Raw genomic sequence first — 24,688 nt, 5'->3', positions numbered from 1 at the left:
GCGTGCGCGGATCCGGCTTCGCCGGTCCGCTGCGCGAGCCCCCCTGGGGGGCAGGCCCGGGAGGGCCGTGGGGGCCCTATCACCGCGGCCACAGAACCCAGGCTCTGAGCGGCTGCTTCATCCGGCCCGCCTGCGCTTCGGCCTCGTCGCCCCAGCCCCAGAAGTAGTCGGCCCGGACAGCCCCGACGATCGCGCCGCCGGTGTCCTGGGCCATTACCAACCGCTGCAGCGGCTTGCTCGACAGCGGCTCGGTCGCATCGAGCCAGACCGGTGTGCCATACGGCACCGACAGCGGGTCGACCGCGATCGAGCGGCCGGGCGTCAGCGGCACGCCCTGGGCGCCCTTGGGGCCCAGGGCCGGGTCGGGCAACGGCTCTTCGCGGAAGAACACGGTGCGCGGGTTCTGCCACAGCACCTCGTTGGTGCGCCGGGGATTGCGTTTCATCCAATCCTTGATTGCCGGCCAGCTGGCCTCGCCGGCGACCAGCTCGCCCTGGTCGATCAGCCAGCGACCAATCGAGCGGTAGGGCTGGTCGTTGTGGGCCGCAAACGCCAGGCGCTGTAGCCGCACGCTGCCGTCGGGCTCGACCACCCTCAGCCGGCCCGAGCCCTGTACCTGCAGCACCAACGCGTCGAGCGGGTCTTCGACATAGGCGATCTCGCGCCCCTTCAGGCCGGCTTGTGCGGCCGGCAATGTCTCCAGCTCCTGCCTCGTCCAGTAGGGCTTGCGCACGCCCAGGTCGGCGGGGGGGCCGAACAGCGCCACCTTGCGGCTGCGCGTGGGTTTGCGGCTGGCTTCGACCAGCGGCTCGAAGTAGCCGGTGACCAGACCGGCCGGATCGCCCTCGGGCGATTCGACGCGGTAGACCTTGAAGCGCTGCTCCAGCCACTGCCGGGCCTGGTTATCGTCGGCTGGGAAGAACTGGCGCGATTGCGCGCAGATGGTGGCCCAGCCCTCGGCCAGCGCCGCCGTACCGTTGGTGCCGCAACTCAGGCGCAGCGCGGGCCACAGCTCGGCCACACGGTCCTGGCCCCAGCCGGGCAGCTCGGCGAAACTGGCGGGCACCCAGCGGGCGCGGGCGCGCTCCAGCGTGCCCGGCGGAGCCGGCACTGGCGCGCTTGCGGCTGAAGCCGCTGCCGCCGGCGCGCCGGGAGCGCCGGGCGCGGCCCCGCGGTCTTCCACCGGCACTGGCGGTTGGCGTTGCATCAACGAACACGATGCCAGCAGCGCGGCCACCAGCATCGAGGTGAGGGCTCGGGCCGACAATCGGCGGCGGACGCCGTCACGGCGCAGGAAAGTGGACATGGCTTGGTTGATCTTCGAAGCGCTGGCTGCCGGCGGGTTGCTGGTTTTCATCGTCTGGTGGACGATGTTCTCGGGCCGGCGCGGCGGTGAGCCGAACGACAGGGAGCAGGGCCGGCACGACGCATCGGGCAAGAACGATCCGGATTGATCACGGCGACGCGGGCTGCGTTTCGGCCGGCGGCAGCAGGAAGCTCGCCGGCGCGCGGCGCCAGCGTCGCCGCAGCGCCGCGTACAGGCGCCCGCGATCGTGCAGCCGCAGCCCGCGCGAGGCCAGCGCGACCTTGAAGGCCAGCGTGAAGCTGACGCCGAGGTTCAGCAGGCCGATCAGCGGGATCGACACCAGGCACCACCAGAACGCCGGCTCCTGCAGCAACGCCGGCCCCAGCGCGCCCAGCGCCGCCGCCAGCTGGCCCATCGACAGCGTGACGTGGCGCACCTCGACGGCCAAGCCGAAGAAGGCGCACAGCACCGGCACCAGCCCCAGCATGAAGCCCAGCGACACATTGGCCGCAAGCCCCGAAATGTGGTGTCGCCACCAGGCTGCCCAGCGCTGCGCGCGCTCTGCCCCGAGCCGGTCGCGGATGCGCGGGTTCCAGGCGATGGCGCTGTCCAGCCGGTGGAAGACGAACCAGTTCTCGACCCAGCCGGCGATCAGGCTCGCGGCGAACAGCAGCACGCCGGTGAAGGCGGCATAGAACAACGTCGGGCCCAGCAGGTGCAGCGAATGCAGCACGTAGTGGGCCTGCTTCTCGTCGACCAGCGGTGCGCCGACTGCCCACCAGGCCAGGCCCTGCGCTGCCAGCACCACCGGCACCACGCCGGCCAGGTTGCCGGCGATGCCGGCCACCTGAGAGCGCAGCAGGTTGGCGACTTCGTCGACGAAGCCCTCGACCGCTTCGTCGCTGGCCGACACGCCTTCGAGTTTGGCGGCCATTGCCGGCGCGGTCATCGCTGGCTGTTTGGTCGCCACCGCCCAGTGCAGCAGGTAGATCAACACGAAGCTGAGCGCATAGTTGGTGCTGGCGGCAAACCCGGCCCAGAAAGCCGACAGCGCCAGCGCACCGAGCGCGAATTTCAGCAGCGCGGTGACGCCGATGACCGCACCACCGCCGGTGGCCTGGGCCAGCATCGTGCGGTACTCGGCCCGGTCGCGGGTGATGTAGTGCTCACCGGTTTCGGCGCTGCGCTCGGTGACCTTGCGCGCCAGCAGCGCGTAGTGGTGGCCGAACAGCCGGGCCAGCCCGCGCCGTTCGGTCGCGCAGCGCACCAGCCCGGCCAGCAGGTGCCGCAGCTCGGCCGCGCCGCGTGGCCCGGCGGATGGGGTGTCGACCGCCGTGTCGGCCGCCAGGTCGCTGACCAGGCAGGCCAGCAAGGCTTCGATGCGCTCGCCCCGTTCGCGCAACTGTTCGACCTGGAACACCAGGTCGACCGAAACGCCGTGCTCGTCCAGGTGGCCCCGCACGCTGGCCGCGGCTTCGCGGCAGGCGTCGAGCACTGCACGCAGGTAGCTGGCCTGCTGCAGCCGGGCGCTGTCGTCGTCGCCGTCGCGGTGGCCGGCACGCAGCGCCTCCGCCGCCTGCACGACCTGGTGGAACGGCCGGTCGGCCAGCAACGCCTCGTCCATCCGCAACCGCATCGGACCCGACAGGCCGGACGCGCGGATCTGGCTGGCCAGCAACTGGATCGACTCGACCATCGGCGCCCGCCAGGGCTCTTCGCCCAACGGGACGGCGGGCAGGGCCAGCGCCAGCAGGCGTCCGAAGGTGGCGGCGTCGATCGCCGCAACCCAATCGGCATCGGCCGGGCCGCTGAACAGCTGCGGGAACAGCGCACCCAGGTCGGTGGTCTGCGGCGTGCCGGGCAGGCAGGTCAGGCGCAGGCGCTCGGCCAGCTCGCTGACGAAGCCGTGGCGCGGCGCAAAGCCGAAATCGGCCAGCAGGCCGGTCGCATCGAGCCGGGCGAAGATTGTGCGCCACAGGGCGCCGACCCGCTCGCGGTGCTCGGGGTGGCGCTCGACCACGTCGATGAACAGGCGCAGGCGCTGCACCGGCCACGGGGTGGCCGGGTCGGGCGTGGTGCCCGGGCTGTCACCGGCGCTGGTCGGCCCCGGTGAGCGCAACCACTGCAACCAGCGCACCAGCCACAGGTGCTGCTCGGCCGCCGGCGCTCGCGGGTCGGCCGCATTGAGCAGCGCGCTCAGATCCCAACGCGTCATCAATGCAGGGCTTGGGCTTGCGACAGCTCGAATGCGGGCACAGGGGTATCGAACCAGTGCGCGTCGTCGGTGATGCAGAAGAAGGTGCCGTGCATGCGGCCGCGTGGCGTGGCGATGCGCGTCCAGCTGGTGTACTCGAACTGTTCGCCGGGCTTGAGTACCGGCTGGTGGCCGACGACCGCCAGGCCGCGCACTTCTTCGACCCGGCCGCTGCTGTCGGTGATGACCCAGTGGCGGGCGATCAACTGGCCGGTGACCTGACCTTCGTTGCGGATGGTGATGGTGTAGGCAAAGGCGAACACGTCATCGGCGCTCGATGACTGTTCGGGCAGGTACTGCGTGACCACCGAGACGGTGAATTTCGGGGTGCTCATGGGCGCATTCTAGAAAGTCCGTTCAGCCCGCCTCCTAAAATTGCCCTTTTGCGTCCGAGCCTGCGCCCGCCATGAGCCGAACCTACCGCATTGCGCCCAGCATTCTTTCGGCCGATTTCGCCCGCCTGGGCGAGGAGGTGCGCGACGTGCTTGCCGCCGGGGCCGACTGGATCCACTTCGACGTGATGGACAACCACTACGTGCCGAACCTGACCTTCGGCCCGATGGTCTGTCAGGCGCTGAAGCCCCATGCGATCAAGCCTGATGGCAGCAAGGCGCCGATCGATGTGCACCTGATGGTGCAGCCGGTGGATGCGCTGGCGCAGGCGTTCGCCAAGGCCGGCGCCGACCTGGTGAGCTTTCACCCCGACGCCAGCACCCACGTCGACAGGACGCTGCAGCTGATCAAGGCCGAGGGCGCGCAAGCCGGGCTGGTGTTCAACCCGGCGACGCCGGTCGACGTGCTCGACTGGGTGATCGACAAGGTCGACCTGGTGCTGATAATGAGCGTCAACCCCGGCTTCGGGGGCCAGAGTTTCATCGACAGCGCGCTGCGCAAGACCGAGAAGGTGCGCAAGCTGATCGAAGCGACCGGCCGTGACATCCGGCTCGAGGTCGACGGCGGCATCAAGGTCGACAACATCCGCCGGGTGGCCGACGCGGGCGCCGACACCTTCGTTGCCGGCAGCGCGATCTTCGGCCAGAAGGACTACAAGCAGGTCATCGACGCGATGCGGGCCGAGCTGGCTCGATGAGCGGATTGCTCTATGACGCCGCGATGATCGATCTCGACGGCACGCTGGTCGACACGGTCGGTGACTTCGAGGTCGCGTTGGCGCGCATGTTGGCCGACCTCGGGTTGCCCGCTGTCGGCCGCCCCTTCATCGAGCGCACCGTCGGGCAGGGCTCTGAGCACTTGATCCGCGAGACCCTGGCCGAGGCCGGGGGTGCACCGGAGCTGTACGCACCGGCCTGGGTCCGCTACCAGCACCATTACGAAGCCGTCAACGGCCGGCATTCGGCCATTTATCCGGGTGTGCCCGAGGGTCTGGCGCAGCTGCGCTCAGCCGGTCTTCGCCTGGCCTGCCTGACCAACAAGCCGGTCGCCTTTGCCTGCGAACTGCTGCGCCACAAGGGCCTGTCGGAGCTGTTCGAGCATTGTTTCGGTGGCGATTCGTTCGAGCGCAAGAAGCCCGACCCGTTGCCACTGCGCAAGGCCTGCGAGGCCCTCGGATCGGTTCCGAGCCGCACCCTGATGGTCGGCGACTCGCGCAACGACGTGCAGGCCGCGCGCGGTGCCGGCTGCCCGGTGGTGCTGGTGCGTTATGGCTACAACCACGGCGAGCCGGCGGAATCGGCCGGTGCCGACCGGGTCGTCGACCGGCTGGACGAGATCACGCTGTCGGCCCTGGTGCCGACCTGGCCTTAGGCGCCGATCAGCGCCCGCGGGCCTCAGCCGTCCAGGTCGAAGCCCAGGTCCACCACCGCACTGCGGGGCGTGCGCACCGGCTGGAAGCGCCAGGCCGCCACCGCTTCGAGGGCGGCTTCGTTCAAGTTTCGGTTCGAGGTCTGCACGACCGTGGCGTTGGCGACGCTACCGTCCGGCTGCACCTCGAAGCGCACCTGCACGTTGCCCTTGCGCAGGCGGCGCATGACGATGGCAGGGAACTCGGGCTCCCCTGCCTGCACCAGGGCCAGCGGTTGATCGTCCGGCTCCTCGACCGTGGCGGCGCGCGCCGCTTCGGTGGCGGCCGCCGCGCCCGAAGGCGCAGCCAAGCCGGCGCTGCCAGCAACACTGGCCGTCGAGCCGCCAACCGACAGCGGCGCCGGGGCAACCAGGATGGCGGTGGCTTCGATCGGGGCACTGCTGGCCGTGTCGGCGGCCTGCAGCCGGGCGCCGGTGCTTGCCGGTGCATTGCTGCCTGCATTGTTGGCGACCACCGTGCTGGCCGACTGAGCGGCGGTCGGGCTCGGCGCAGACCTTGGCGCGGCGGCGACTGCCGGCTTGACTTCGACGATGCGCGGTGCCGGTTTGGCCGGGCCCGGGTCGGTCTTCTGCGCGTTCAGGCGAATCCAGTACAGCGGGCCGGCCGCGTCCTTCTTCACGCGTTCGCTGACGCTCGGATCGGCGGCCGAAGCTGCGGGTGCCGGCGGTACCGCCTGGCCCACGGCCAGCAGCGGCTGTAACAGCAGGGCCGCCAGGCCCACGGAGCCACTGGCGGACGTCAGGCGTCGGACAAGGTACGTCATCGGCGTCATCACGAGAAGCCGGGCGCCCACGATGGCGGGCGCGCCCCGGCGATTACGACTCGGACAGACGCGGATCACGCGCCCGCCCGCTACTTCAACAACCACTTACCAATCGCGAAACGGAAGCGTCCACACCGACCGCGCAGGTGTGCGGACACAAGCAAGAAACGTTCACTCACTGATCGTTGCCACCCCGGCCGGTGCTGCGGGCCTTGCCCAGCAGTGCGTCTTTCAGCAGGTTATCGGCGGGCGAGGGCCCCAACCAAAGGCTGAGCAGCGCGGTATAGAACTCGGGCTCCTTGATGGGTTCCAACTCGACCTTGCCATTGACCGAGATCACCGTGCCGGTGCCCGGCAGCCAGTCGACCGTGAACGACTCGCCCGACGCCAGCTTCTTGCGCTTGGAGAACAGGTCGGCCATCTTGATCGTGCCGTTGATCGACTTGGCGAAGATCTCGCGCGGGGAGTTCTTCTCCATGCCCTGGGTGAACAGCTTGCCCAACTCGTTGCCGTCGATCTCTCGCAGCATCACGATGTGCACGCGCCGCGGTGCATTGGTGGCGGCGTAGATCTGCTCGGCGGAGTTCATCTTGGCTGGCAGGTACAGCCCGGCGGTATAGACCTTGAAAATGGCCTTGTAGCGAACGCCCGCGCCGTTGAGTTGCAGCTTGCTGCCACCGACCTGTTCGACGGTTTCATATTTGAAACCGCCCACGTCGACGGTATCGGCCTTCGCGGCCGGCAAGCACGCCAAAGAAACCATCATTCCGAGCAGAGCGCTCGAACCCAAACGACGCCACATGGGCACGACCTTTCCTATTGTCTTGTTCGCAGGGGCACCCTCAAAACACGTACGAACCCCTGGATGAGGCGGCAAAGTGTGAATCAGTGTTACGACGATGTCCATGCGTCGGAACCCGAAAAAACACGGACGACTGCTACACTTTCCACATCATGTTCACTTCGCGCAAATGGATGGCGTGGTCGCACGACCGGGGAGCTTGGCCCTGGCGTCGCTGGCCTGCGTAACCCATTTGCCGATGGCGCCGTCTGCCGGTCTTCAATCGACCCGCGGTGCCCCGGTTCCCCCGGTGGTGCGAGCTGAACGCAGCCCGGCCATCCCGCCAGACCCGGCCCGCCGCCTTGCCTGAGTTTTCGCGCTCGCGAAACCGGGGCGGGCCCCCGGAAGGATCCGTCCAAAGTGATCACTGAACTCGAATTCCAGAGCTTGGCCGCCCAGGGCCACAACCGCGTCGCACTCGTCACCGAAGCCTTCGCCGACCTCGAAACCCCGCTGTCGCTCTACCTGAAACTGGCCGGCGGACAGAAGTATGGTTTCCTGCTTGAATCGGTGGTTGGCGGCGAACGTTTCGGCCGTTATTCCTTCATCGGCCTGCCGGCCCGCACGCTGTTGCGGGCGACCGGGTTCAAGACCGAAATCGTGACCGACGGCCAGGTCGTCGAGGCGCACGAGGGCAACCCGCTCGATTTCATCGCCGAGTACCAGAAGCGCTTCAAGGTCGCGTTGCGGCCAGGGCTGCCCCGCTTCTGCGGCGGGCTGGCGGGTTACTTCGGCTACGACGCTGTTCGCTACATCGAGCCCAAGCTCGCGGCGACCCACAAGCCCGGCGGCATCGGCACGCCCGATATCCTGCTGCTCCAGACCGAGGAGCTGGCGGTCATCGACAACCTGTCGGGCCGGCTCTACCTGATCGTCTACGCCGATCCGGCCCAGCCCGAAGCCTATTTCAAGGCCAAGAAGCGCCTGGCCGAGCTGGCCGACAAGCTGAAGTACAGCGTCACCGCGCCTGCGGTGCGGCGCGGCCCGGCCCACGCGGTGGAGCGCGAGTTCGCCAAGGACGACTACATCGCTGCGGTGCTGAAGAGCAAGGACTACATCGCGGCCGGCGACATGATGCAGGTCCAGATCGGCCAGCGCCTGAAGAAGCGCTACACCGAGTCGCCACTCAGCCTTTACCGTGCGCTGCGCTCGCTGAACCCGTCGCCGTACATGTATTTCTACGACATGGGCGACTTCCAGATCGTCGGCGCGTCGCCGGAGATCCTGGTCCGGCACGAACACACGCCCGAAGGCGACAAGATCACGATTCGTCCGCTCGCCGGTACCCGCCCGCGCGGCGCGACGCCCGAGCAGGACAAGGCGCTGGAGGCCGAGCTCAGCGCCGATCCAAAGGAGCGTGCCGAGCACCTGATGCTGATCGATTTGGCGCGCAACGACATCGGCCGCATCGCCAAGACCGGCAGTGTCAAGGTCACCGAGGCCTTCGTCGTCGAGCGCTACTCGCACGTGATGCACATCGTCAGCAACGTCGAAGGGCTGCTGAAGGAAGGCGTCAGCAACCTCGATGTGCTGCGTGCCACCTTCCCGGCCGGCACGCTGACCGGCGCGCCGAAGGTCCGCGCGATGGAGATCATCGACGAGCTGGAGCCGGTCAAGCGCGGCATCTATGGCGGCGCCTGTGGCTACCTGAGCTTCGCCGGCGACATGGACGTGGCGATCGCGATCCGCACCGGCATCGTCAAGGACAACACCTTGTACGTGCAGGCGGCCGCCGGCATCGTGGCCGATTCGGTGCCCGAGCTGGAGTGGAAAGAGACCGAGGCCAAGGCGCGGGCGGTGATCCGCGCGGCCGAGCTGGTCGAGGAGGGCTTTTGACATGCTCTTGATGATCGACAACTACGATTCCTTCACCTTCAACCTGGTGCAGTACTTCGGAGAGCTGGGCCAGGAGGTGCGGGTCTTCCGCAACGACGAGATCACGCTCGAGGACATCGGCGCGATGCGGCCGGACCAGCTGGTGCTGTCGCCTGGGCCCTGCTCGCCGGCCGAGGCCGGCATTTGCGTGCCGGCGATCCAAGCCTTCATCGGCAAGCTGCCGATCCTGGGCGTGTGCCTGGGCCATCAGAGCATCGGCGCGGCGCTCGGCGGCAAGGTCGTCCGCGCCCAGGTGCAGATGCACGGCAAGGCCAGCCGCATCACCACCGACGGCAAGGGCGTCTACCGCGATCTGCCGACCGAGTTCTCGGTGATCCGCTACCACTCGCTGGCGATCGAACGCGAGACGATGCCCAAGGTGCTGGAAGTGACCTCGACCAGTGAGGACGGCGAGGTCATGGGCGTGCGCCACAGCGAACTGGCCGCCACAGTCACGCCGCTCGAAGGTGTGCAGTTCCACCCCGAGTCGATTCTTTCCGAGCACGGCCACGCGATGCTGCGCAACTTCATCACGATGAGCCGCCAGGAGGTGCACGCATGACCACGGTGGCCTACGGAACGGGCGGGCGCGACGGCGCCCCGGCGGGATCGCGTGTTGTCGACCTGCGCAGCGACACCGTCACGCAGCCGACACCAGCGATGCGCGAGGCGATGATGGCCGCCCCACTGGGTGATGACGTGTTCGGCGACGACCCGACCGTCAACGCATTGCAGGAACGCATTGCTGCGATGCTGGGCTTCGAGGCGGCGCTGTTCATGCCCACTGGCACGCAGAGCAACCTGTGCGGCCTGATGGCGCACTGTGGCCGCGGCGACGAATACATCGTCGGCCAGATGGCGCACACCTACCGCTACGAAGGTGGCGGTGCCGCCGTGCTCGGCAGCTGCCAGCCGCAGCCGTTGCCGAACCAGCCCGACGGCACGCTGCTGTTGGCCGACATCGAGGCCGCGATCAAGCCCGATGATTGCCACTTCGCGAAGAGCCGGCTGCTGTGCCTGGAGAACACCTGGAACGGCAATGCGCTGCCGCTGGGCTACATCGAGGCGGCCACGGCGCTGGCCAGAACGCGCGGTCTGGCGACGCACCTCGACGGCGCGCGGCTGTTCAACGCCGCCGTCGCGTCGAAGGTGCCGGCGCGAGAGATCACCCGCCATTTCGACAGCGTCTCGGTCTGCTTCAGCAAAGGCCTGGGCGCACCGATCGGCTCGGCGCTGTGCGGCTCGCGCGAGCTGATCGCGCGAGCCCACCGGGTGCGCAAGATGGCCGGTGGCGGCATGCGCCAGGTTGGTCTTCTTGCGGCTGCGGCGGACCACGCGCTGACGCACCACGTCGAGCGGCTGGCCGATGACCATGCGCTGGCGCGCCGCCTGGCCGAGGGCATGGCCGGCATCACCGGGCTGACTGTGACGCCTCCGCAGACCAACATCGTCTTCGCCCAGGTGGCCGATGGCCGCGGCGCGGCGCTGCTGGCGCATTTGAAGGCCCGCGGCGTGCTGGCCACCGGCCTGATCGGCCTGCGGTTCGTGACCCACCTCGACGTGGATGCCGCCGGCATCGACACCGCCATCGCGGCCGTCCGCGAGTTCTTCTCCACCCCGGCTTGACGACCATGAGCATCAGCAACACCGACGCGCTCGTGCGCGTCATCGAACACCGCGAGATCTTTCACGACGAGATGCTGGCGCTGATGCGCCGCATCATGAGCGGCGAGATGTCGCCGGTGATGATTGCCGCGTTGGCGATCGGCCTGCGGGTCAAGAAGGAAACGATTGGCGAGATCGCGGCCGCAGCCCAGGTGATGCGCGAGTTCGCGACGCCGGTCGTGGTGGCGGACAAGACCCACCTGGTCGACCTGTGCGGCACCGGCGGCGACGCGGCCCACACCTTCAACATCTCGACCGCGTCGATGATCGTCGCCGCAGCGGGCGGTGCGCGCATCGCCAAGCACGGCGGACGCAGCGTGTCGTCCAGTTCGGGCAGCGCGGACGTGCTGGAGGCGATGGGGGCCTACATCGGCCTGGATGCCGAACAGGTCGCGAGCTGCCTCGAAGAATCGGGCATTGCGTTCATGTTTGCGCCCAACCACCATGCATCGATGAAGCATGCGGGTCCGGTGCGCAAGGAACTGGGTGTGCGCACGATTTTCAACATCCTCGGGCCACTGACGAACCCGGCCGGCGCGCCGAACCAGCTGATGGGCGTGTTCCACCCCGATCTGGTCGGCATCCAGGTCCGCGTGCTGCAGCGCCTGGGCTCCGAGCACGTGATGGTCGTCTACGGCATGAACGGCATGGATGAGATCTCGCTGTCGGGCGAAACGATGGTCGGTGAGCTCAAGAACGGCGAGGTCAAGGAGTACATCGTGCATCCAAGCGACTTCGGCCTGCCGGTTTATGACTCGCGGGTGCTGAGGGTCGCCAACCAGCAGGAGTCGGTGCAGTGCATCCAGCGCGCCTTGGCCAACGAGGACGGCCCGGTGCGCGACATCGTGCTGTTGAACGCCGGCGCGGCGCTGTACTGCGCCAATGTCGCCGGCTCGGTGGCCGAAGGCGTCAAGCGTGCCCGCGAAGCGGTGGCCAGCGGCGCGGCCGAGGCCAAGCTGAGCCAGTTCGTCGCGGTGACCAACCGGTTCCGGCCGGCGACATGAGCGCGGTTCCGGACATCCTGCGCCGCATCGTCGAAGTCAAGCACGACGAAGTGGCCAAGGCGCAGGCGGCGCGGCCGCTGGCGACGCTGCGCGCCGAAGCTGAGGCGCGGCACGACACGCGTGGATTTGCGGCGGCGCTGCGGGCCAGGCTCGCGGCTCAAGCACCCGCCGTGATCGCCGAGGTCAAGAAGGCCAGTCCGAGCAAGGGCGTGCTGCGCGAGCACTTCGTGCCGGCCGAGATCGCCGCCAGCTACGAGCGCCATGGAGCGGCCTGTCTGAGCGTGCTGACCGACGAGCCGTTCTTCCAGGGCTGTGCGGCCTATCTGCAGCAGGCCCGCGGGGCCTGCGCGTTGCCGGTGTTGCGCAAGGACTTCATGGTCGACGAGTACCAGGTGGTCGAGGCGCGGGCGATGGGGGCCGACTGCATCCTGCTGATCGCGGCCTGCCTGGACGACACTCGGATGGCCGACCTGGAAGCGGCGGCGTTCGCACTGGGCCTGGACGTGCTGGTCGAAGTGCACGATGGCGACGAGCTGGAGCGTGCGCTGCGGTTGAAAACGCCGCTGGTCGGCATCAACAACCGCGATTTGCGCAGCTTCGAGGTCACGCTGGACACGACCTTGGGCCTGCTGGGCCAGGTGCCGGCGGATCGGCTGTTGGTCACCGAGTCGGGGATCCTGGCGCCAGCGGACGTGCAGCGCATGCGGGCAGCGGGCGTCCATGCCTTCCTGGTCGGCGAGGCTTTCATGCGTGCGCCGGAGCCGGGCCAGGCATTGCAATCGCTGTTCGGCTGATATGGGCCTGTTCGACGCCGCCGCGGCAGACAACCGGCTGCGCACCCCGCTGCCGGCGTTGCTGGACGAGGCTCCGGCCGACTGGCGGCCGGTGGTCGACGTCTGGCGCGCCAGCCAGGCGGGTCACGCGCTGATCGCCCATGTCGAGCAGCGTCGACAAACCGGTGCCACGATCTACCCGGCCGACCCGTTGCGGGCCCTGGCGCTGACGCCGTTGGCTTCCGTGCGTGTCGTGATCCTGGGGCAGGATCCGTACCACGGCCCCGGCCAGGCCGAGGGTTTGGCATTCTCGGTCCCTCCGGGCGTCAAGCTGCCGCCCAGCCTGCGCAACATCTTCGTCGAGCTGCAGCGGGAGTTTGGCGATGCCTTGCCACGCGACGGTCACCTCGGCCATTGGGCCCGTCAAGGCGTGCTGCTGCTGAATACCAGCCTGACCGTCGAGGACGGTCAGCCCGCCAGCCATGCCAAGCGCGGCTGGGAGGCGTTGACCGACGCCTTGATCGAGGCGGTGGCGCGGCAGCCGCGCCGGGTGGCGTTTCTGTTGTGGGGCGCCCATGCCCAGGCCAAGGCGCCCTTGATCGAACGGGTCGCGCCGGGCCGGCATCTGCTGTTGTGTGCCAACCACCCGTCGCCGCTGTCCGCCCGCCGGCCGCCGCAGCCCTTCATCGGTTGTGGGCATTGGGGTGCGTTGCGCTCTGCAGGCATAGAAGTCGACTGGCTGGCGTCAAGCGCTGACGGCGCGGCCCAATCGAGCTGAAAGGGCGACTCGCGCGCGTCACATGAAGCGTGCTATACTCTCAGGCTCGCTGCGGAGGGGTGCCCGAGTGGCTAAAGGGGGCAGACTGTAAATCTGTTGGCTTACGCCTACGCTGGTTCGAATCCAGCCTCCTCCACCACAGCGAACCTAATTTGAAGAACGAGTCCTGGATGATGGCTCGGACGGTTGCTGACCCAGGCGAATGGGCTTGGGCAGGCGTGCCGGGCGGGAGTAGTTCAATGGTAGAACCTTAGCCTTCCAAGCTAATGACGCGGGTTCGATTCCCGTCTCCCGCTCCAGTGAAGAAGGCTTCAGGTTGGCAACGGTTGAGTGGCGGTGATGTCGCCACAGGCCTGGGTGGATGTTCGATGCGCCCAATCCTGTGTCGATGCCCATGTGGCTCAGTGGTAGAGCACTCCCTTGGTAAGGGAGAGGTCGCGCGTTCGATCCGCGCCATGGGCACCACCACCTCACCGGTGTAGTCAGTTTTTGATTTCGAACGCCTCAGGAGCGCAAGATGGCAAAGGGCAAGTTTGAACGGACCAAGCCGCACGTGAACGTGGGCACGATTGGTCACGTGGACCATGGCAAGACGACGCTGACGGCGGCGATCACGACGGTGCTGTCGACCAAGTTCGGCGGTGAAGCCAAGGCCTACGACCAGATCGATGCGGCGCCGGAAGAAAAGGCACGCGGCATCACGATCAACACTGCGCACGTCGAGTACGAAACGGCCAACCGCCACTACGCGCACGTGGACTGCCCGGGCCACGCCGACTACGTCAAGAACATGATCACCGGCGCTGCCCAGATGGACGGCGCGATCCTGGTGTGCTCGGCCGCTGACGGCCCGATGCCGCAGACCCGCGAGCACATCCTGCTGGCCCGCCAGGTTGGCGTGCCCTACATCATCGTCTTCCTGAACAAGTGCGACATGGTCGACGACGCCGAGCTGCTCGAGCTCGTCGAAATGGAAGTGCGCGAGCTGCTGTCGAAGTACGACTTCCCCGGCGACGACACCCCGATCATCAAGGGTTCGGCCAAGCTGGCGATGGAAGGCGACAAGGGCGACCTGGGCGAGCAAGCCATCATGCGCTTGGCCGATGCGCTGGACAGCTACATCCCGACGCCTGAGCGTGCCATCGACGGCACCTTCCTGATGCCCGTCGAAGACGTGTTCTCGATCTCCGGCCGCGGCACCGTCGTGACCGGTCGTATCGAGCGCGGCGTGGTCAAGGTCGGCGAAGAAATCGAAATCGTCGGCATCAAGGCGACCCAGAAGACCACCTGTACCGGCGTGGAAATGTTCCGCAAGCTGCTGGACCAGGGCCAGGCCGGCGACAACGTGGGCATCCTGCTGCGCGGCACCAAGCGTGAAGACGTCGAGCGCGGCCAGGTGCTGTGCAAGCCGGGCTCGATCAAGCCGCACACGCACTTCACCGCCGAGGTGTATGTTCTGTCGAAGGAAGAAGGCGGCCGCCACACGCCGTTCTTCAACAACTACCGCCCGCAGTTCTACTTCCGCACGACGGACGTGACCGGCGCGGTCGAGCTGCCGAAGGACAAGGAAATGGTCATGCCGGGCGACAACGTCAGCATCACCGTCAAGCTGATCGCCCCGATCGCGATGGAAGAAGGCCTGCGCTTCGCCATCCGTGAAGGTGGCCGCACCGTCGGCGCCGGCGTCGTGGCCAAGATCATCGAATAAGTCAGCAACGCCAACGAACTCAAGGAAAGGCCCGAGGGGTATAGCTCAATTGGCAGAGCGTCGGTCTCCAAAACCGAAGGTTGTAGGTTCGATTCCTACTGCCCCTGCCAAGCCCGGTGTGAATGCCTGACGAGGCGATCACCGCGGTTTGACACTGCAAGCGAAGCGCCAAGAACACGAAGTCAAGGCGCAACGCAACCGGCCCCAAAAGCCAGCCCGCAGGCGATCCACCGCCTAAGCGGGCTTTGCTGCTGATGGGGCTGCCGCGATCAACGGTGCCAAGGTGGCCCGTTTGCCGCGGGGTGAACCCAGGGCCCATAAACGGATCTGTTCGAAGTGAAAGCAATGTCCACCCAACCTCAAGTGCAAACCGTGACTACCGGGGCCGACAAGGCCAAGCTGGCGGCCGCGGCGGCGCTGCTCATCGGCTCGCTGGTGGCCTTCTACCTGCTGGGTCAGAAGGACATGTGGCTGCGCGTGGTCGTGCTGCTGATCGGCCTCGGTGCCGCGGTGGGCGTGTACTTCAGCTCCGAAAGCGGGCGCCAGCTGATCGCCTACGGCCGCGAGTCGGTTCGCGAGGTCAAGAAGGTCGTCTGGCCGACCCGCAAGGAAGCCGGGCAGATGACCGGCTACGTGTTTGCCTTCGTCGTCGTGATGGCGCTGTTCCTGTGGGTCACCGACAAGACCCTGGAATGGGTGCTGTACGACCTGATCCTGGGCTGGAAGCGCTGAACGCCGAACTGAACGAGGGTCACAAAAGCATGAGCGAACACGCCGCCACCGATGCGAACACCGGCGCCGCCGCCCCGAGCGGCCTGCGCTGGTATGTCGTGCACGCCTACTCCGGCATGGAAAAGGCCGTCGAGCGCAATCTGCGCGAGCGCATCGACCGCGCCGGCATGCAGGCCAAGTTCGGTCGCATCCTGGTGCCGACCGAAGAAGTCGTCGAGCTGAAGAACGGCAAAAAGGCCGTCACCGAGCGGCGCTTCTTCCCCGGCTACGTGCTGGTCGAGATGCTGATGGACGACGAGACCTGGCACCTGGTCAAGCACACCAGCAAGGTCACCGGCTTCGTCGGCGGCGCGCGCAATCGCCCGGCCCCGATCTCGGAAGCCGAGGTGATGAAGATCGTCAACCAGATGCAAGAAGGCATCGAGAAGCCCCGGCCCAAGGTCGAGTGGGTGGTCGGCGAACTGGTGCGGGTCAAGGAAGGTCCGTTCACCGATTTCAATGGCGCGATCGAGGAAGTCAACTACGAGAAGTCCAAGGTCCGCGTGTCGGTCACCATCTTCGGCCGCGCGACGCCGGTCGAGCTGGATTTCTCGCAGGTCGAGAAGGTGTGATGAACCGCACCTCTCGCCGGAAGGCCCTACGGGCCTGACGGCAGAAGGTTTCCGCCGCAAGCGTGTCCGACCCGGCGCTTGCAGGCTTCAACAGCGGGTCGTTTGACGAGGAGCCGAGGCGGGCATGTCCTGCTGAAGCGTTGGAACTCGAGGAGCCATCATGGCAAAGAAAATCGTCGGCTTTATCAAGCTGCAAGTCCCGGCCGGCAAGGCCAACCCGTCGCCCCCGATCGGCCCCGCGCTGGGTCAGCGTGGCCTGAACATCATGGAGTTCTGCAAGTCGTTCAACGCGCAGACTCAAGGGATGGAACCCGGCCTGATGCTGCCGGTGGTGATCACGGCCTACGCCGACAAGTCCTTCACCTTCATCATGAAGTCGCCGCCGGCGACCGTGCTGATCAAGAAGGCCATCGGTCTGGGCAAGGGCTCGGACAAGGCGCACCTGAACAAGGTCGGCAAGATCACCCGCGCTCAGCTGGAAGACATCGCCAAGGCCAAGATGAAGGACCTGAACGCCGCTGACCTCGATGGCGCGGTGAAGATCATTGCCGGTTCCGCCCGTTCGATGGGCGTGATCGTGGAGGGCGTGTGATGGCCAAGCTGACCAAGAAAGCCAAAGCCCTGCAGGGCAAGGTCGACAGCCTGAAGCTGTACCCGATCGCCGACGCGCTGACGCTCGTCAAGAGCTGCGCCACCGCCAAGTTCGATGAATCCATCGACGTGGCCGTGCAATTGGGCATCGATGCGAAGAAGTCGGACCAGGTCGTTCGTGGCGCCGTCGTGCTGCCCAACGGCACCGGCAAGACCAAGCGCGTGGCCGTGTTCGCCCAAGGCGCCAAGGCTGAAGAAGCCAAAGCCGCCGGCGCCGACGTGGTCGGCATGGAAGACCTGGCCGAACAGGTCAAGGCCGGCAACATCAACTTCGACGTCGTGATCGCTTCGCCGGACACGATGCGCGTGGTTGGTACGCTGGGCCAGATCCTGGGCCCGCGCGGCCTGATGCCGAACCCGAAGGTCGGCACCGTGACGCCCGATGTGGCTACCGCGGTGAAGAACGCCAAGGCCGGCCAGGTGCAGTTCCGCGTCGACAAGGCCGGCATCATCCACGGCACGATCGGTCGCCGCTCGTTCGACGACGCCAAGCTGATCGGCAACCTTGCCGCTCTGCTGGAAGCGCTGAACAAGCACAAGCCGGCGTCGAGCAAGGGCATCTACCTGCGCAAGGTCGCTGTTTCGTCGACGATGGGCATCGGCGCTCGTGTCGAAATCGCTTCGGTGACGCTGGCACCCGCCGCCGCCTGAGCCGGACATTGAACAAAGGGCTGGCGCGATTGTCTTGACGCGCCGACAAGCCCGATGAATTGGTGGGCTGCCGCCCGCTCCCACGGGAGCGAGCGGCGGGCCATCCAAGACCGCTGGCGATGCCGCGACTTCGGTCGAGGCGTCTTAATGAGGATTCCGGTCTTCGCCAGCGCAGATGGCGTCCCCGCCGTGACGAAAGAGGTTTTGTGTGTTGTGCATGGAGCATCGTTCGGAATCGGCAAGGTCGCTGCAACCCGTTGTGCCGGGTGGGCCGTTCGGCCTGTTCGGCACGTCACTGTGAGGAGTAGACCTTGAGTCTCAACCGCAACGAGAAGGCGGCCGTGATCGAGGGCGTGTCGGCGCAAGCTGCCAAGTCCCAGACCCTGGCGATGGCCGAGTACCGTGGCCTCACCGTCGAGAACTTGAACAAGCTGCGCGTCGATGCGCGGTCCAAGGGTGTGTACCTTCACGTGCTGAAGAACACCCTGGCCCGTCGCGCCGTTGCCGGCACGCCGTTCGAGGTCGCGTCGGAGAGCATGGTCGGCCCGCTGATCTACGGCTTTTCCGAAGACGCCGTCGCCGCGGCCAAAGTCATCGCCGACTTTGCCAAAAGCAACGACAAGCTGGTCATCAAGGCTGGCGCCTACGCCGGCAAGGTCCTGGACGTCAATGGCGTCAAGGCCCTGGCTGCGATTCCCAGCAAGGAAGTGCTGCTGTCGCAGATCGCTGGCTTGCTGAAGTCGCCGGTGCAGCGCACCGCCGCCGTGCTGGCCGCGCTGGCCGAGAAGAAGGGTGGCGGCGCCGAAGCGGCTGCCCCCGCCGAAGCCGCTGCCGCCTGATCGGCCACGTCTTCCATCCACATCACTGAATCACTGAAATCATCGAGGTAACTCAAATGGCATTCGATAAAGACGCCTTCCTGACCGCCCTGGACAGCATGTCCGTCATGGAACTGAACGACCTGGTCAAGGCGATCGAAGAGAAGTTCGGCGTGTCCGCCGCGTCGATGGCCGCTCCGGCCCAAGGTGGCGGCGGCGCTGCTGCTGCGGCCGTTGAAGAGAAGACCGAATTCAACGTCGTGCTGCTGGAAGCCGGCGCGAACAAGGTCGGCGTGATCAAGGCCGTGCGCGAACTGACGGGCCTGGGCCTGAAGGAAGCCAAGGATCTGGTCGACGGCGCTCCGAAGAACGTCAAGGAAGCCATCGCCAAGGCCGACGCCGAAGCCGCCGTCAAGAAGCTGGTCGAAGCCGGCGCCAAGGCCGAGCTGAAGTAAGCCGCTTTCCCTTCGTGGCATGGCCCCTCTGCAAAGAAGAGGCCGTGCCCCGGAGAGCAGCGCCAAGCGGGGGCTTTCGGGCCTGACGCTTGGCAGTGTTCTCTGATCCGACTGCAGAAGAACAGGTTTGGTCGGGCTCCGGTGCAATGCCGGGGTTGTCCGCCAGCGGCTGGTAGTGGCCAGCCACCAAGCTTTCAGGCGCAAGGCCTGCGAGAGCCAGTCGTCCCGAGGAGGTGCGTGCAACCGGCCGGCGCGCACCCTCACCACGGAGTCTTCAATGGCGCAAGCAACCCCCTACAGCTATACCGAGCGCAAGCGGATCCGCAAGAGCTTTGGTAAGCGTGAGAGCGTTCTCAACGTCCCGTATCTGCTGACCATGCAGCGGGAATCCTATGTCGCCTTCCTTCAAAAGGATGTGCCGCCGCAACAGCGCAAGCCCGAAGGGCTGCAAGCGGCCTTCCTGTCCGCGTTCCCGATTGTTTCGCACAACGGGTTCGTGGAGATGAAGTTCATCGAGTTCAACATTGCTCGCCCCGCGTTCGACACGCGCGAGTGCCAGCAGCGTGGCCTGACCTACGCCGCCGCCGTGCGCGCGAAGCTGCAGATGATCATCTACGACCGCGAATCGCACCCGGCGAAGGTCGTCAAGGAGATCAAGGAGCAAGAGGTCTACATGGGCGAAGTTCCGCTCATGACCGACTACGGCTCGTTCATCGTCAACGGCACCGAGCGTGTCATCGTCAGCCAGCTGCACCGCTCGCCTGGCGTGTTTTTCGAGCACGACAAGGGCAAGACGCACTCGTCGGGCAAGCTGCTGTTCTCGGCCCGGATCATCCCCTACCGTGGCTCGTGGCTGGACTTCGAGTTCGATCCGAAGGACGTGCTGTACTTCCGCGTCGATCGCCGCCGCAAGATGCCGGTGACGATCCTGCTGAAGGCCATCGGCTTGAACCCGGAAGCGATCCTCGCGCATTTCTTCAGCAACGACATGTTCCGGTTGATGGACACCGGCGCCCAGCTGGAGTTCGTGCCCGAGCGCCTGAAGGGCGAAGTCGCCCGCTTCGACATCACCGACAAGTCGGGCAATGTCGTCGTCGAGAAGGACAAGCGCATCACCGCGCGCCACGCCCGTCAGCTCGAGCAATCGGGCACCAACCATATCTCGGTGCCGGAAGACTTCCTGATCGGCCGCATCGTCGCGCGCAACATGGTCGACCCGGACACGGGTGAGATCATCGCCAAGGCCAACGACGAGCTGACCGAAGCGCTGCTGAAGAAGCTGCGCGCGGCTGGCATCAAGGACCTGCCATGCCTGTTCACGAATGAACTCGACCAAGGCGCCTACATCAGCCAGACGCTGAGCCTGGACGAGACAGCCGACCAGTTGGCCGCGCGCGTGGCGATCTACCGCATGATGCGCCCCGGCGAGCCGCCGACCGAAGACGCCGTCGAGGCGCTGTTCGGCCGCCTGTTCTACAACCCGGACACCTACGACCTGTCGCGCGTCGGCCGGATGAAGTTCAACGCCCGCGTGGGCCGCGACGTGCCGGAAGGCCCGATGACGCTGTCCAACGAGGACATCCTCGACGTGGTGAAGATCCTCGTCGAGCTGCGCAACGGCCGCGGCGAAGTTGATGACATCGACCACCTGGGCAACCGCCGCGTGCGTTGCGTCGGCGAACTGGCCGAGAACCAGTACCGCTCGGGCCTGGCTCGTATCGAGAAGGCCGTCAAGGAGCGCCTCGGCCAGGCCGAGACCGAAGCGCTGATGCCGCACGACCTGATCAACTCCAAGCCGATCTCTGCGGCGCTGAAGGAGTTCTTCGGTGCGTCGCAGCTGTCGCAGTTCATGGACCAGACCAACCCGCTGTCCGAGATCACGCACAAGCGTCGCGTCTCGGCCCTGGGCCCGGGTGGTCTGACCCGCGAGCGTGCCGGCTTCGAAGTGCGCGACGTGCACCCGACCCACTACGGCCGCGTCTGCCCGATCGAAACGCCGGAAGGCCCGAACATCGGCCTGATCAACTCGCTGGCGCTGTACGCGCAGTTGAACGAGTACGGCTTCCTCGAGACGCCGTACCGTCGCGTGGCCGACGGCAAGGTGACGATGCAGATCGACTACCTGTCGGCGATCGAGGAAGGCAAGTACGTCATCGCACAGGCGAACGCGTCGCTGGGCGCCGACGGTGCGCTGATCGACGAGCTGGTGTCGGCCCGTGAGAACGGCGAATCGGTGCTGACCTCGCCGGAACGCATCCAGTACATGGACGTGGCGCCGACGCAGATCGTGTCGGTCGCGGCCTCGCTGGTGCCGTTCCTGGAGCACGACGATGCGAACCGCGCGCTGATGGGCGCCAACATGCAGCGTCAGGCCGTGCCGACGCTGCGCCCCGAAAAGGCGCTGGTCGGCACCGGCGTCGAGCGCGTCGCCGCGGTCGACTCGGGCACGGTGGTGACGGCACGCCGCGGCGGCGTGGTCGACTATGTCGACACCAACCGCGTGGTGATCCGCGTCAACGACGACGAAACCGTCGCCGGCGAAGTCGGCGTCGACATCTACAACCTGATCAAGTACCAGCGTTCGAACCAGAACACCAACATCCACCAGCGCGCCATCGTCAAGCGTGGCGACAAGGTGGCGTCGGGTGACGTGGTGGCCGACGGTGCGTCGACCGACCTGGGCGAGCTCGCGCTCGGCCAGAACATGCTGGTCGCGTTCATGCCGTGGAACGGCTACAACTTCGAAGACTCGATCCTGATCAGCGAACGCGTCGTCGCCGAAGACCGCTACACCTCGATCCACATCGAGGAACTCGTGGTCAAGGCGCGCGACACCAAGCTGGGTGCCGAGGAAATCACGCGCGACATCCCGAACCTGTCCGAGCAGCAACTGGCTCGCCTGGACGAGTCGGGCATCGTCTATATCGGCGCCGAGGTGAACCCCGGCGACGTGCTGGTCGGCAAGGTCACGCCCAAGGGCGAGACGACGCTGACGCCGGAAGAAAAGCTGCTGCGCGCGATCTTCGGCGAGAAGGCCTCCGACGTGAAGGACACCTCGCTGCGTGTCGACCAGGGCACCTCGGGCACCGTCATCGACGTGCAGGTCTTCACCCGTGAAGGCATCCAGCGCGACAAGCGCGCCCAGCAGATCATCGACGATGAGCTCAAGCGCTTCCGCCTGGACCTGAACGACCAGCTGCGCATCGTCGAGGCCGACGCCTTCGACCGGATCGAGAAGCTGCTGAACGGCAAGGTCGCCAACGGCGGCCCGCAGAAGATCGCCAAGGGCACCGTGATCGACAAGGCCTACCTGTCGTCGATCGACAAGTACCACTGGTTCGACGTGCGCCCGGCCGAAGACGAAGTGGCCAACCAGCTCGAATCGATCAAGAACTCGCTCGAGCAGACCCGCCACGGCTTCGACCTTGCGTTCGAAGAAAAGCGCAAGAAGCTGACCCAGGGCGACGAGCTCGAGGCCGGCGTGCTGAAGATGGTCAAGGTCTACCTGGCCGTCAAGCGCCGCCTGCAGCCTGGCGACAAGATGGCCGGCCGCCACGGCAACAAGGGTGTGGTGTCCAAGATCGTCCCGATCGAAGACATGCCCTACATGGCCGATGGCACGCCGTGCGACATCGTGCTGAACCCGCTGGGCGTGCCTTCGCGCATGAACGTGGGGCAGGTGCTCGAAGTGCACCTGGGCTGGGCCGGCAAGGGCATCGGCCAGCGTCTGGGCGACATGCTGCAGCAGCAATCGGCGGTGGCCGAGCTGCGCAAGTTCATGGACGAGCTCTACAACAAGTCCGGCGGCAAGTCCGAACGCCTGGGTGACTTGACCGACAAGGAAGTGGTCGAGATGGCTCAGGAATTGTCGAAGGGCGTGCCCTTCGCGACGCCGGTGTTCGACGGTGCGGCGGAAGAAGAAATCCGCGGCATGCTGAGGCTGGCCTACCCGGACGACATCGCCGCCCGCAAGGGCCTGACCGCGACGCGGACCCAGGCCACGCTGCACGACGGCCGCACCGGCGAGGCTTTCGAGCGTCCGGTGACCGTGGGCTACATGCACGTGCTGAAGCTGCACCACCTGGTGGACGACAAGATGCACGCCCGCTCGACCGGTCCGTACTCGCTCGTCACCCAGCAACCGCTGGGCGGCAAGGCGCAGTTCGGTGGTCAGCGTTTCGGTGAGATGGAAGTCTGGGCCCTGGAAGCGTATGGCGCGAGCTACGTGCTGCAGGAAATGCTGACCGTCAAGTCCGACGATGTGAACGGCCGCACCAAGGTGTACGAGAACATCGTCAAGGGCGAGCACGCCATCGACGCCGGCATGCCGGAGTCGTTCAACGTGCTGGTCAAGGAAATTCGATCGCTCGGTATCGACATCGAGTTGGAAAAGAACTGATCGGCCCGGTCGCCCCGCGTGGGCGGCCTGCCGTGAAGTTCGCCGTATCGACATAGTTACCGAGTTATTAGGAGAGATGCATGAAGGGCTTGCTGGACCTTTTCAAGCAATTCACCCCCGATGAGCATTTCGATGCCATCAAGATCGGCCTCGCGTCTCCGGAGAAGATCCGGTCGTGGTCCTTCGGTGAGGTGAAGAAGCCGGAAACCATCAACTACCGGACGTTCAAGCCGGAACGTGATGGCCTGTTCTGCGCCAAGATCTTCGGTCCGATCAAGGACTACGAGTGCCTGTGCGGCAAGTACAAGCGCCTGAAGCACCGCGGTGTGATCTGCGAGAAGTGCGGCGTCGAAGTGACCCAGACCAAGGTGCGCCGCGAGCGCATGGGCCACATCGACCTGGCCGCGCCGTGCGCGCACATCTGGTTCCTGAAGTCGCTGCCGTCGCGCCTGGGCCTGGTGCTCGACATGACGCTGCGCGACATCGAGCGCGTGCTGTACTTCGAAGCCTACGTGGTCGTCGACCCGGGCATGACGCCGCTGAAGAAGTTCTCGATCATGAGCGAGGACGACTACGAGGCCAAGCGCACCGAATTCGGTGACGAGTTCATCGCGCTGATGGGTGCCGAGGGCATCAAGAAGCTGCTCGAGGAGATGGACCTCGACATCGAGATCGAGAAGCTGCGCGGCGACATGACCGGCTCGGAGCTGAAGGTCAAGAAGAACTCCAAGCGCCTGAAGGTGATGGAGGCCTTCAAGAAGTCGGGCATCAAGCCGCACTGGATGGTGATGGACGTGCTGCCGGTGCTGCCGCCGGACCTGCGCCCGCTGGTGCCGCTGGACGGTGGCCGCTTCGCGACCTCCGACCTGAACGACCTGTACCGCCGCGTCATCAACCGGAACAACCGGTTGGCCCGTCTGCTGGAGCTGAAGGCCCCCGAAATCATCGTGCGCAACGAAAAGCGCATGCTGCAGGAGGCCGTCGACTCGCTGCTGGACAACGGCCGCCGCGGCAAGGCCATGACCGGCGCGAACAAGCGCGCGCTGAAGTCGCTGGCCGACATGATCAAGGGCAAGAGCGGCCGTTTCCGCCAGAACCTGCTGGGCAAGCGCGTCGACTACTCGGGCCGTTCGGTCATCACCGTGGGCCCGACGCTCAAGCTGCACCAGTGCGGCCTGCCCAAGCTGATGGCGCTGGAGCTGTTCAAGCCCTTCATCTTCTCGCGCCTGGAGGCGATGGGCATCGCCACCACCATCAAGGCGGCAAAGAAGGAAGTGGAATCGGGCACACCAGTGGTCTGGGACATCCTTGAGGAAGTCATCAAGGAACACCCGGTCATGCTGAACCGCGCGCCGACGCTGCACCGCCTGGGCATCCAGGCGTTCGAGCCGGTGCTGATCGAAGGCAAGGCGATCCAGCTGCACCCGCTGGTCTGCGCGGCGTTCAACGCCGACTTCGACGGTGACCAGATGGCTGTCCACGTGCCGCTGTCGATCGAAGCGCAGATGGAAGCCCGCACCTTGATGCTGGCCTCGAACAACGTGCTCTTCCCGGCCTCGGGCGAGCCGTCGATCGTGCCGTC

22 protein-coding genes, 4 tRNA genes and 1 pseudogene are annotated in these 24,688 nt (G+C 66.3%); 22 read left to right on the top strand and 5 right to left on the bottom strand.

Annotation, left to right across the window (positions count from 1 at the left end):
* Positions 1–79: 79 nt before the first annotated feature.
* Positions 80–1,306 (bottom strand): murein transglycosylase A, encoded by a 1,227-nt coding sequence (locus tag VFY73_RS00475; RefSeq protein WP_329715930.1) that lies wholly within the window; start codon positions 1,304–1,306, stop codon positions 80–82.
* On the opposite strand from VFY73_RS00475, the gene VFY73_RS00470 reads away from it, so the two are divergent.
* Positions 1,305–1,454: a hypothetical protein gene (locus tag VFY73_RS00470; protein ID WP_329715929.1), complete on the top strand. Its 150-nt coding sequence runs from the start codon at positions 1,305–1,307 to the stop codon at positions 1,452–1,454. The two genes, VFY73_RS00475 and VFY73_RS00470, sit on opposite strands and share 2 nt — an antisense overlap.
* Here VFY73_RS00470 and VFY73_RS00465 read toward each other — a convergent pair whose 3' ends face one another.
* Positions 1,455–3,521: a site-specific recombinase gene (locus tag VFY73_RS00465; RefSeq protein ID WP_329715928.1), complete on the bottom strand. Its 2,067-nt coding sequence runs from the start codon at positions 3,519–3,521 to the stop codon at positions 1,455–1,457.
* Entirely contained in the window at positions 3,521–3,895 is a 375-nt protein-coding gene (gene apaG, locus VFY73_RS00460; protein ID WP_329715927.1) for a Co2+/Mg2+ efflux protein ApaG, read from the bottom strand. Before apaG ends, VFY73_RS00465 begins: the two co-directional genes overlap by 1 nt.
* 71 nt (positions 3,896–3,966) lie before the next feature.
* On the opposite strand from apaG, the gene rpe reads away from it, so the two are divergent.
* Both rpe and gph read left to right on the top strand, forming a co-directional pair.
* Positions 3,967–4,650: a ribulose-phosphate 3-epimerase gene (gene rpe, locus VFY73_RS00455; protein WP_329715926.1), complete on the top strand. Its 684-nt coding sequence runs from the start codon at positions 3,967–3,969 to the stop codon at positions 4,648–4,650.
* Positions 4,647–5,324: a phosphoglycolate phosphatase gene (gene gph / locus VFY73_RS00450; protein ID WP_329715925.1), complete on the top strand. Its 678-nt coding sequence runs from the start codon at positions 4,647–4,649 to the stop codon at positions 5,322–5,324. The genes rpe and gph overlap by 4 nt, the downstream gene beginning before the upstream one ends.
* Before the next feature lie 23 nt (positions 5,325–5,347).
* Here the strand turns inward: gph and VFY73_RS00445 are convergent, their stop codons facing one another.
* A complete protein-coding gene (locus VFY73_RS00445; RefSeq protein ID WP_329715924.1) occupies positions 5,348–6,145 on the bottom strand; it encodes a TonB family protein in 798 nt (265 codons plus the stop codon).
* A 175-nt stretch (positions 6,146–6,320) separates the two neighbouring features.
* The gene (locus VFY73_RS00440) at positions 6,321–6,911 is read right to left on the bottom strand and encodes a chalcone isomerase family protein (RefSeq protein ID WP_329715923.1); all 591 of its coding nucleotides are present in this window, start codon (positions 6,909–6,911) and stop codon (positions 6,321–6,323) included.
* Positions 6,912–7,346: 435 nt separating this feature from the next.
* Here VFY73_RS00440 and trpE point away from each other — a divergent pair, with 435 nt between their 5' ends.
* From trpE to VFY73_RS00345, 19 genes and pseudogenes are all read left to right on the top strand, one after another.
* Entirely contained in the window at positions 7,347–8,822 is a 1,476-nt protein-coding gene (gene trpE, locus VFY73_RS00435; protein ID WP_329715922.1) for an anthranilate synthase component I, read from the top strand.
* Between the two features lies 1 nt (position 8,823).
* Complete coding sequence (locus tag VFY73_RS00430; protein ID WP_329715921.1) at positions 8,824–9,423, top strand: aminodeoxychorismate/anthranilate synthase component II; 600 nt, start codon at positions 8,824–8,826, stop codon at positions 9,421–9,423.
* Entirely contained in the window at positions 9,420–10,487 is a 1,068-nt protein-coding gene (gene ltaE, locus VFY73_RS00425) for a low-specificity L-threonine aldolase (protein WP_329715920.1), read from the top strand. The genes VFY73_RS00430 and ltaE overlap by 4 nt, the downstream gene beginning before the upstream one ends.
* 5 nt (positions 10,488–10,492) lie before the next feature.
* The gene (trpD, locus tag VFY73_RS00420; protein WP_329715919.1) at positions 10,493–11,530 is read left to right on the top strand and encodes an anthranilate phosphoribosyltransferase; all 1,038 of its coding nucleotides are present in this window, start codon (positions 10,493–10,495) and stop codon (positions 11,528–11,530) included.
* Positions 11,527–12,324, top strand: a complete 798-nt coding sequence (gene trpC, locus VFY73_RS00415; RefSeq protein ID WP_329715918.1) for an indole-3-glycerol phosphate synthase TrpC — start codon at positions 11,527–11,529, stop codon at positions 12,322–12,324. The genes trpD and trpC overlap by 4 nt, the downstream gene beginning before the upstream one ends.
* Position 12,325: 1 nt before the next feature.
* Entirely contained in the window at positions 12,326–13,081 is a 756-nt protein-coding gene (locus VFY73_RS00410; RefSeq protein WP_329715917.1) for a uracil-DNA glycosylase, read from the top strand.
* Between the two features lie 53 nt (positions 13,082–13,134).
* Positions 13,135–13,220 (top strand) — tRNA-Tyr (locus VFY73_RS00405).
* Positions 13,221–13,306: 86 nt separating this feature from the next.
* Positions 13,307–13,380 (top strand) — tRNA-Gly (locus tag VFY73_RS00400).
* A gap of 91 nt (positions 13,381–13,471) precedes the next feature.
* Positions 13,472–13,546, top strand: a tRNA-Thr gene (locus VFY73_RS00395).
* Positions 13,547–13,598: 52 nt separating this feature from the next.
* Positions 13,599–14,789, top strand: a complete 1,191-nt coding sequence (tuf, locus tag VFY73_RS00390) for an elongation factor Tu (protein ID WP_329715916.1) — start codon at positions 13,599–13,601, stop codon at positions 14,787–14,789.
* Positions 14,790–14,823: 34 nt separating this feature from the next.
* Positions 14,824–14,899, top strand: a tRNA-Trp gene (locus VFY73_RS00385).
* 235 nt (positions 14,900–15,134) lie between these two features.
* A complete protein-coding gene (secE, locus tag VFY73_RS00380) occupies positions 15,135–15,521 on the top strand; it encodes a preprotein translocase subunit SecE (RefSeq protein WP_329715915.1) in 387 nt (128 codons plus the stop codon).
* A 29-nt stretch (positions 15,522–15,550) separates the two neighbouring features.
* The gene (nusG, locus tag VFY73_RS00375) at positions 15,551–16,132 is read left to right on the top strand and encodes a transcription termination/antitermination protein NusG (protein WP_329715914.1); all 582 of its coding nucleotides are present in this window, start codon (positions 15,551–15,553) and stop codon (positions 16,130–16,132) included.
* 160 nt (positions 16,133–16,292) lie between these two features.
* Positions 16,293–16,724, top strand: a complete 432-nt coding sequence (gene rplK / locus VFY73_RS00370) for a 50S ribosomal protein L11 (RefSeq protein ID WP_329715913.1) — start codon at positions 16,293–16,295, stop codon at positions 16,722–16,724.
* Positions 16,724–17,434 (top strand): 50S ribosomal protein L1, encoded by a 711-nt coding sequence (gene rplA / locus VFY73_RS00365; RefSeq protein ID WP_329715912.1) that lies wholly within the window; start codon positions 16,724–16,726, stop codon positions 17,432–17,434. The genes rplK and rplA overlap by 1 nt, the downstream gene beginning before the upstream one ends.
* 311 nt (positions 17,435–17,745) lie before the next feature.
* Complete coding sequence (rplJ, locus tag VFY73_RS00360) at positions 17,746–18,273, top strand: 50S ribosomal protein L10 (RefSeq protein WP_329715911.1); 528 nt, start codon at positions 17,746–17,748, stop codon at positions 18,271–18,273.
* Between the two features lie 56 nt (positions 18,274–18,329).
* Positions 18,330–18,707, top strand: a complete 378-nt coding sequence (gene rplL, locus VFY73_RS00355; protein WP_329715910.1) for a 50S ribosomal protein L7/L12 — start codon at positions 18,330–18,332, stop codon at positions 18,705–18,707.
* Positions 18,708–18,984: 277 nt separating this feature from the next.
* Positions 18,985–23,106 carry a DNA-directed RNA polymerase subunit beta gene (gene rpoB, locus VFY73_RS00350; RefSeq protein ID WP_329715909.1) on the top strand — a complete coding sequence of 1,374 codons (4,122 nt, stop codon included), beginning with the start codon at positions 18,985–18,987 and terminating at the stop codon, positions 23,104–23,106.
* Positions 23,107–23,186: 80 nt separating this feature from the next.
* Positions 23,187–24,688: pseudogene (locus VFY73_RS00345) on the top strand (DNA-directed RNA polymerase subunit beta'); the annotation flags it as partial.

The sequence above is a fragment of the Ideonella sp. genome (genome assembly GCF_036277275.1).
Lineage (GTDB): Bacteria > Pseudomonadota > Gammaproteobacteria > Burkholderiales > Burkholderiaceae_C > Ideonella.
The sequence above is the reverse complement of the archived record's forward strand: the minus strand, read 5'-3'. Positions and strand labels throughout refer to the sequence as shown.

Coding starts and splice junctions, on each gene's coding strand:
- VFY73_RS00470 (WP_329715929.1), top strand. CDS start 1,305: ATGGCTTGGTTGATCTTCGAAGCGCTGGCTGCCGGCGGGTTGCTGGTT.
- VFY73_RS00475 (WP_329715930.1), bottom strand. CDS start 1,306: ATGTCCACTTTCCTGCGCCGTGACGGCGTCCGCCGCCGATTGTCGGCC.
- VFY73_RS00465 (WP_329715928.1), bottom strand. CDS start 3,521: ATGACGCGTTGGGATCTGAGCGCGCTGCTCAATGCGGCCGACCCGCGA.
- apaG (WP_329715927.1), bottom strand. CDS start 3,895: ATGAGCACCCCGAAATTCACCGTCTCGGTGGTCACGCAGTACCTGCCC.
- rpe (WP_329715926.1), top strand. CDS start 3,967: ATGAGCCGAACCTACCGCATTGCGCCCAGCATTCTTTCGGCCGATTTC.
- gph (WP_329715925.1), top strand. CDS start 4,647: ATGAGCGGATTGCTCTATGACGCCGCGATGATCGATCTCGACGGCACG.
- VFY73_RS00445 (WP_329715924.1), bottom strand. CDS start 6,145: ATGACGTACCTTGTCCGACGCCTGACGTCCGCCAGTGGCTCCGTGGGC.
- VFY73_RS00440 (WP_329715923.1), bottom strand. CDS start 6,911: ATGATGGTTTCTTTGGCGTGCTTGCCGGCCGCGAAGGCCGATACCGTC.
- VFY73_RS00430 (WP_329715921.1), top strand. CDS start 8,824: ATGCTCTTGATGATCGACAACTACGATTCCTTCACCTTCAACCTGGTG.
- ltaE (WP_329715920.1), top strand. CDS start 9,420: ATGACCACGGTGGCCTACGGAACGGGCGGGCGCGACGGCGCCCCGGCG.
- trpD (WP_329715919.1), top strand. CDS start 10,493: ATGAGCATCAGCAACACCGACGCGCTCGTGCGCGTCATCGAACACCGC.
- trpC (WP_329715918.1), top strand. CDS start 11,527: ATGAGCGCGGTTCCGGACATCCTGCGCCGCATCGTCGAAGTCAAGCAC.
- VFY73_RS00410 (WP_329715917.1), top strand. CDS start 12,326: ATGGGCCTGTTCGACGCCGCCGCGGCAGACAACCGGCTGCGCACCCCG.
- tuf (WP_329715916.1), top strand. CDS start 13,599: ATGGCAAAGGGCAAGTTTGAACGGACCAAGCCGCACGTGAACGTGGGC.
- secE (WP_329715915.1), top strand. CDS start 15,135: ATGTCCACCCAACCTCAAGTGCAAACCGTGACTACCGGGGCCGACAAG.
- nusG (WP_329715914.1), top strand. CDS start 15,551: ATGAGCGAACACGCCGCCACCGATGCGAACACCGGCGCCGCCGCCCCG.
- rplK (WP_329715913.1), top strand. CDS start 16,293: ATGGCAAAGAAAATCGTCGGCTTTATCAAGCTGCAAGTCCCGGCCGGC.
- rplA (WP_329715912.1), top strand. CDS start 16,724: ATGGCCAAGCTGACCAAGAAAGCCAAAGCCCTGCAGGGCAAGGTCGAC.
- rplL (WP_329715910.1), top strand. CDS start 18,330: ATGGCATTCGATAAAGACGCCTTCCTGACCGCCCTGGACAGCATGTCC.
- rpoB (WP_329715909.1), top strand. CDS start 18,985: ATGGCGCAAGCAACCCCCTACAGCTATACCGAGCGCAAGCGGATCCGC.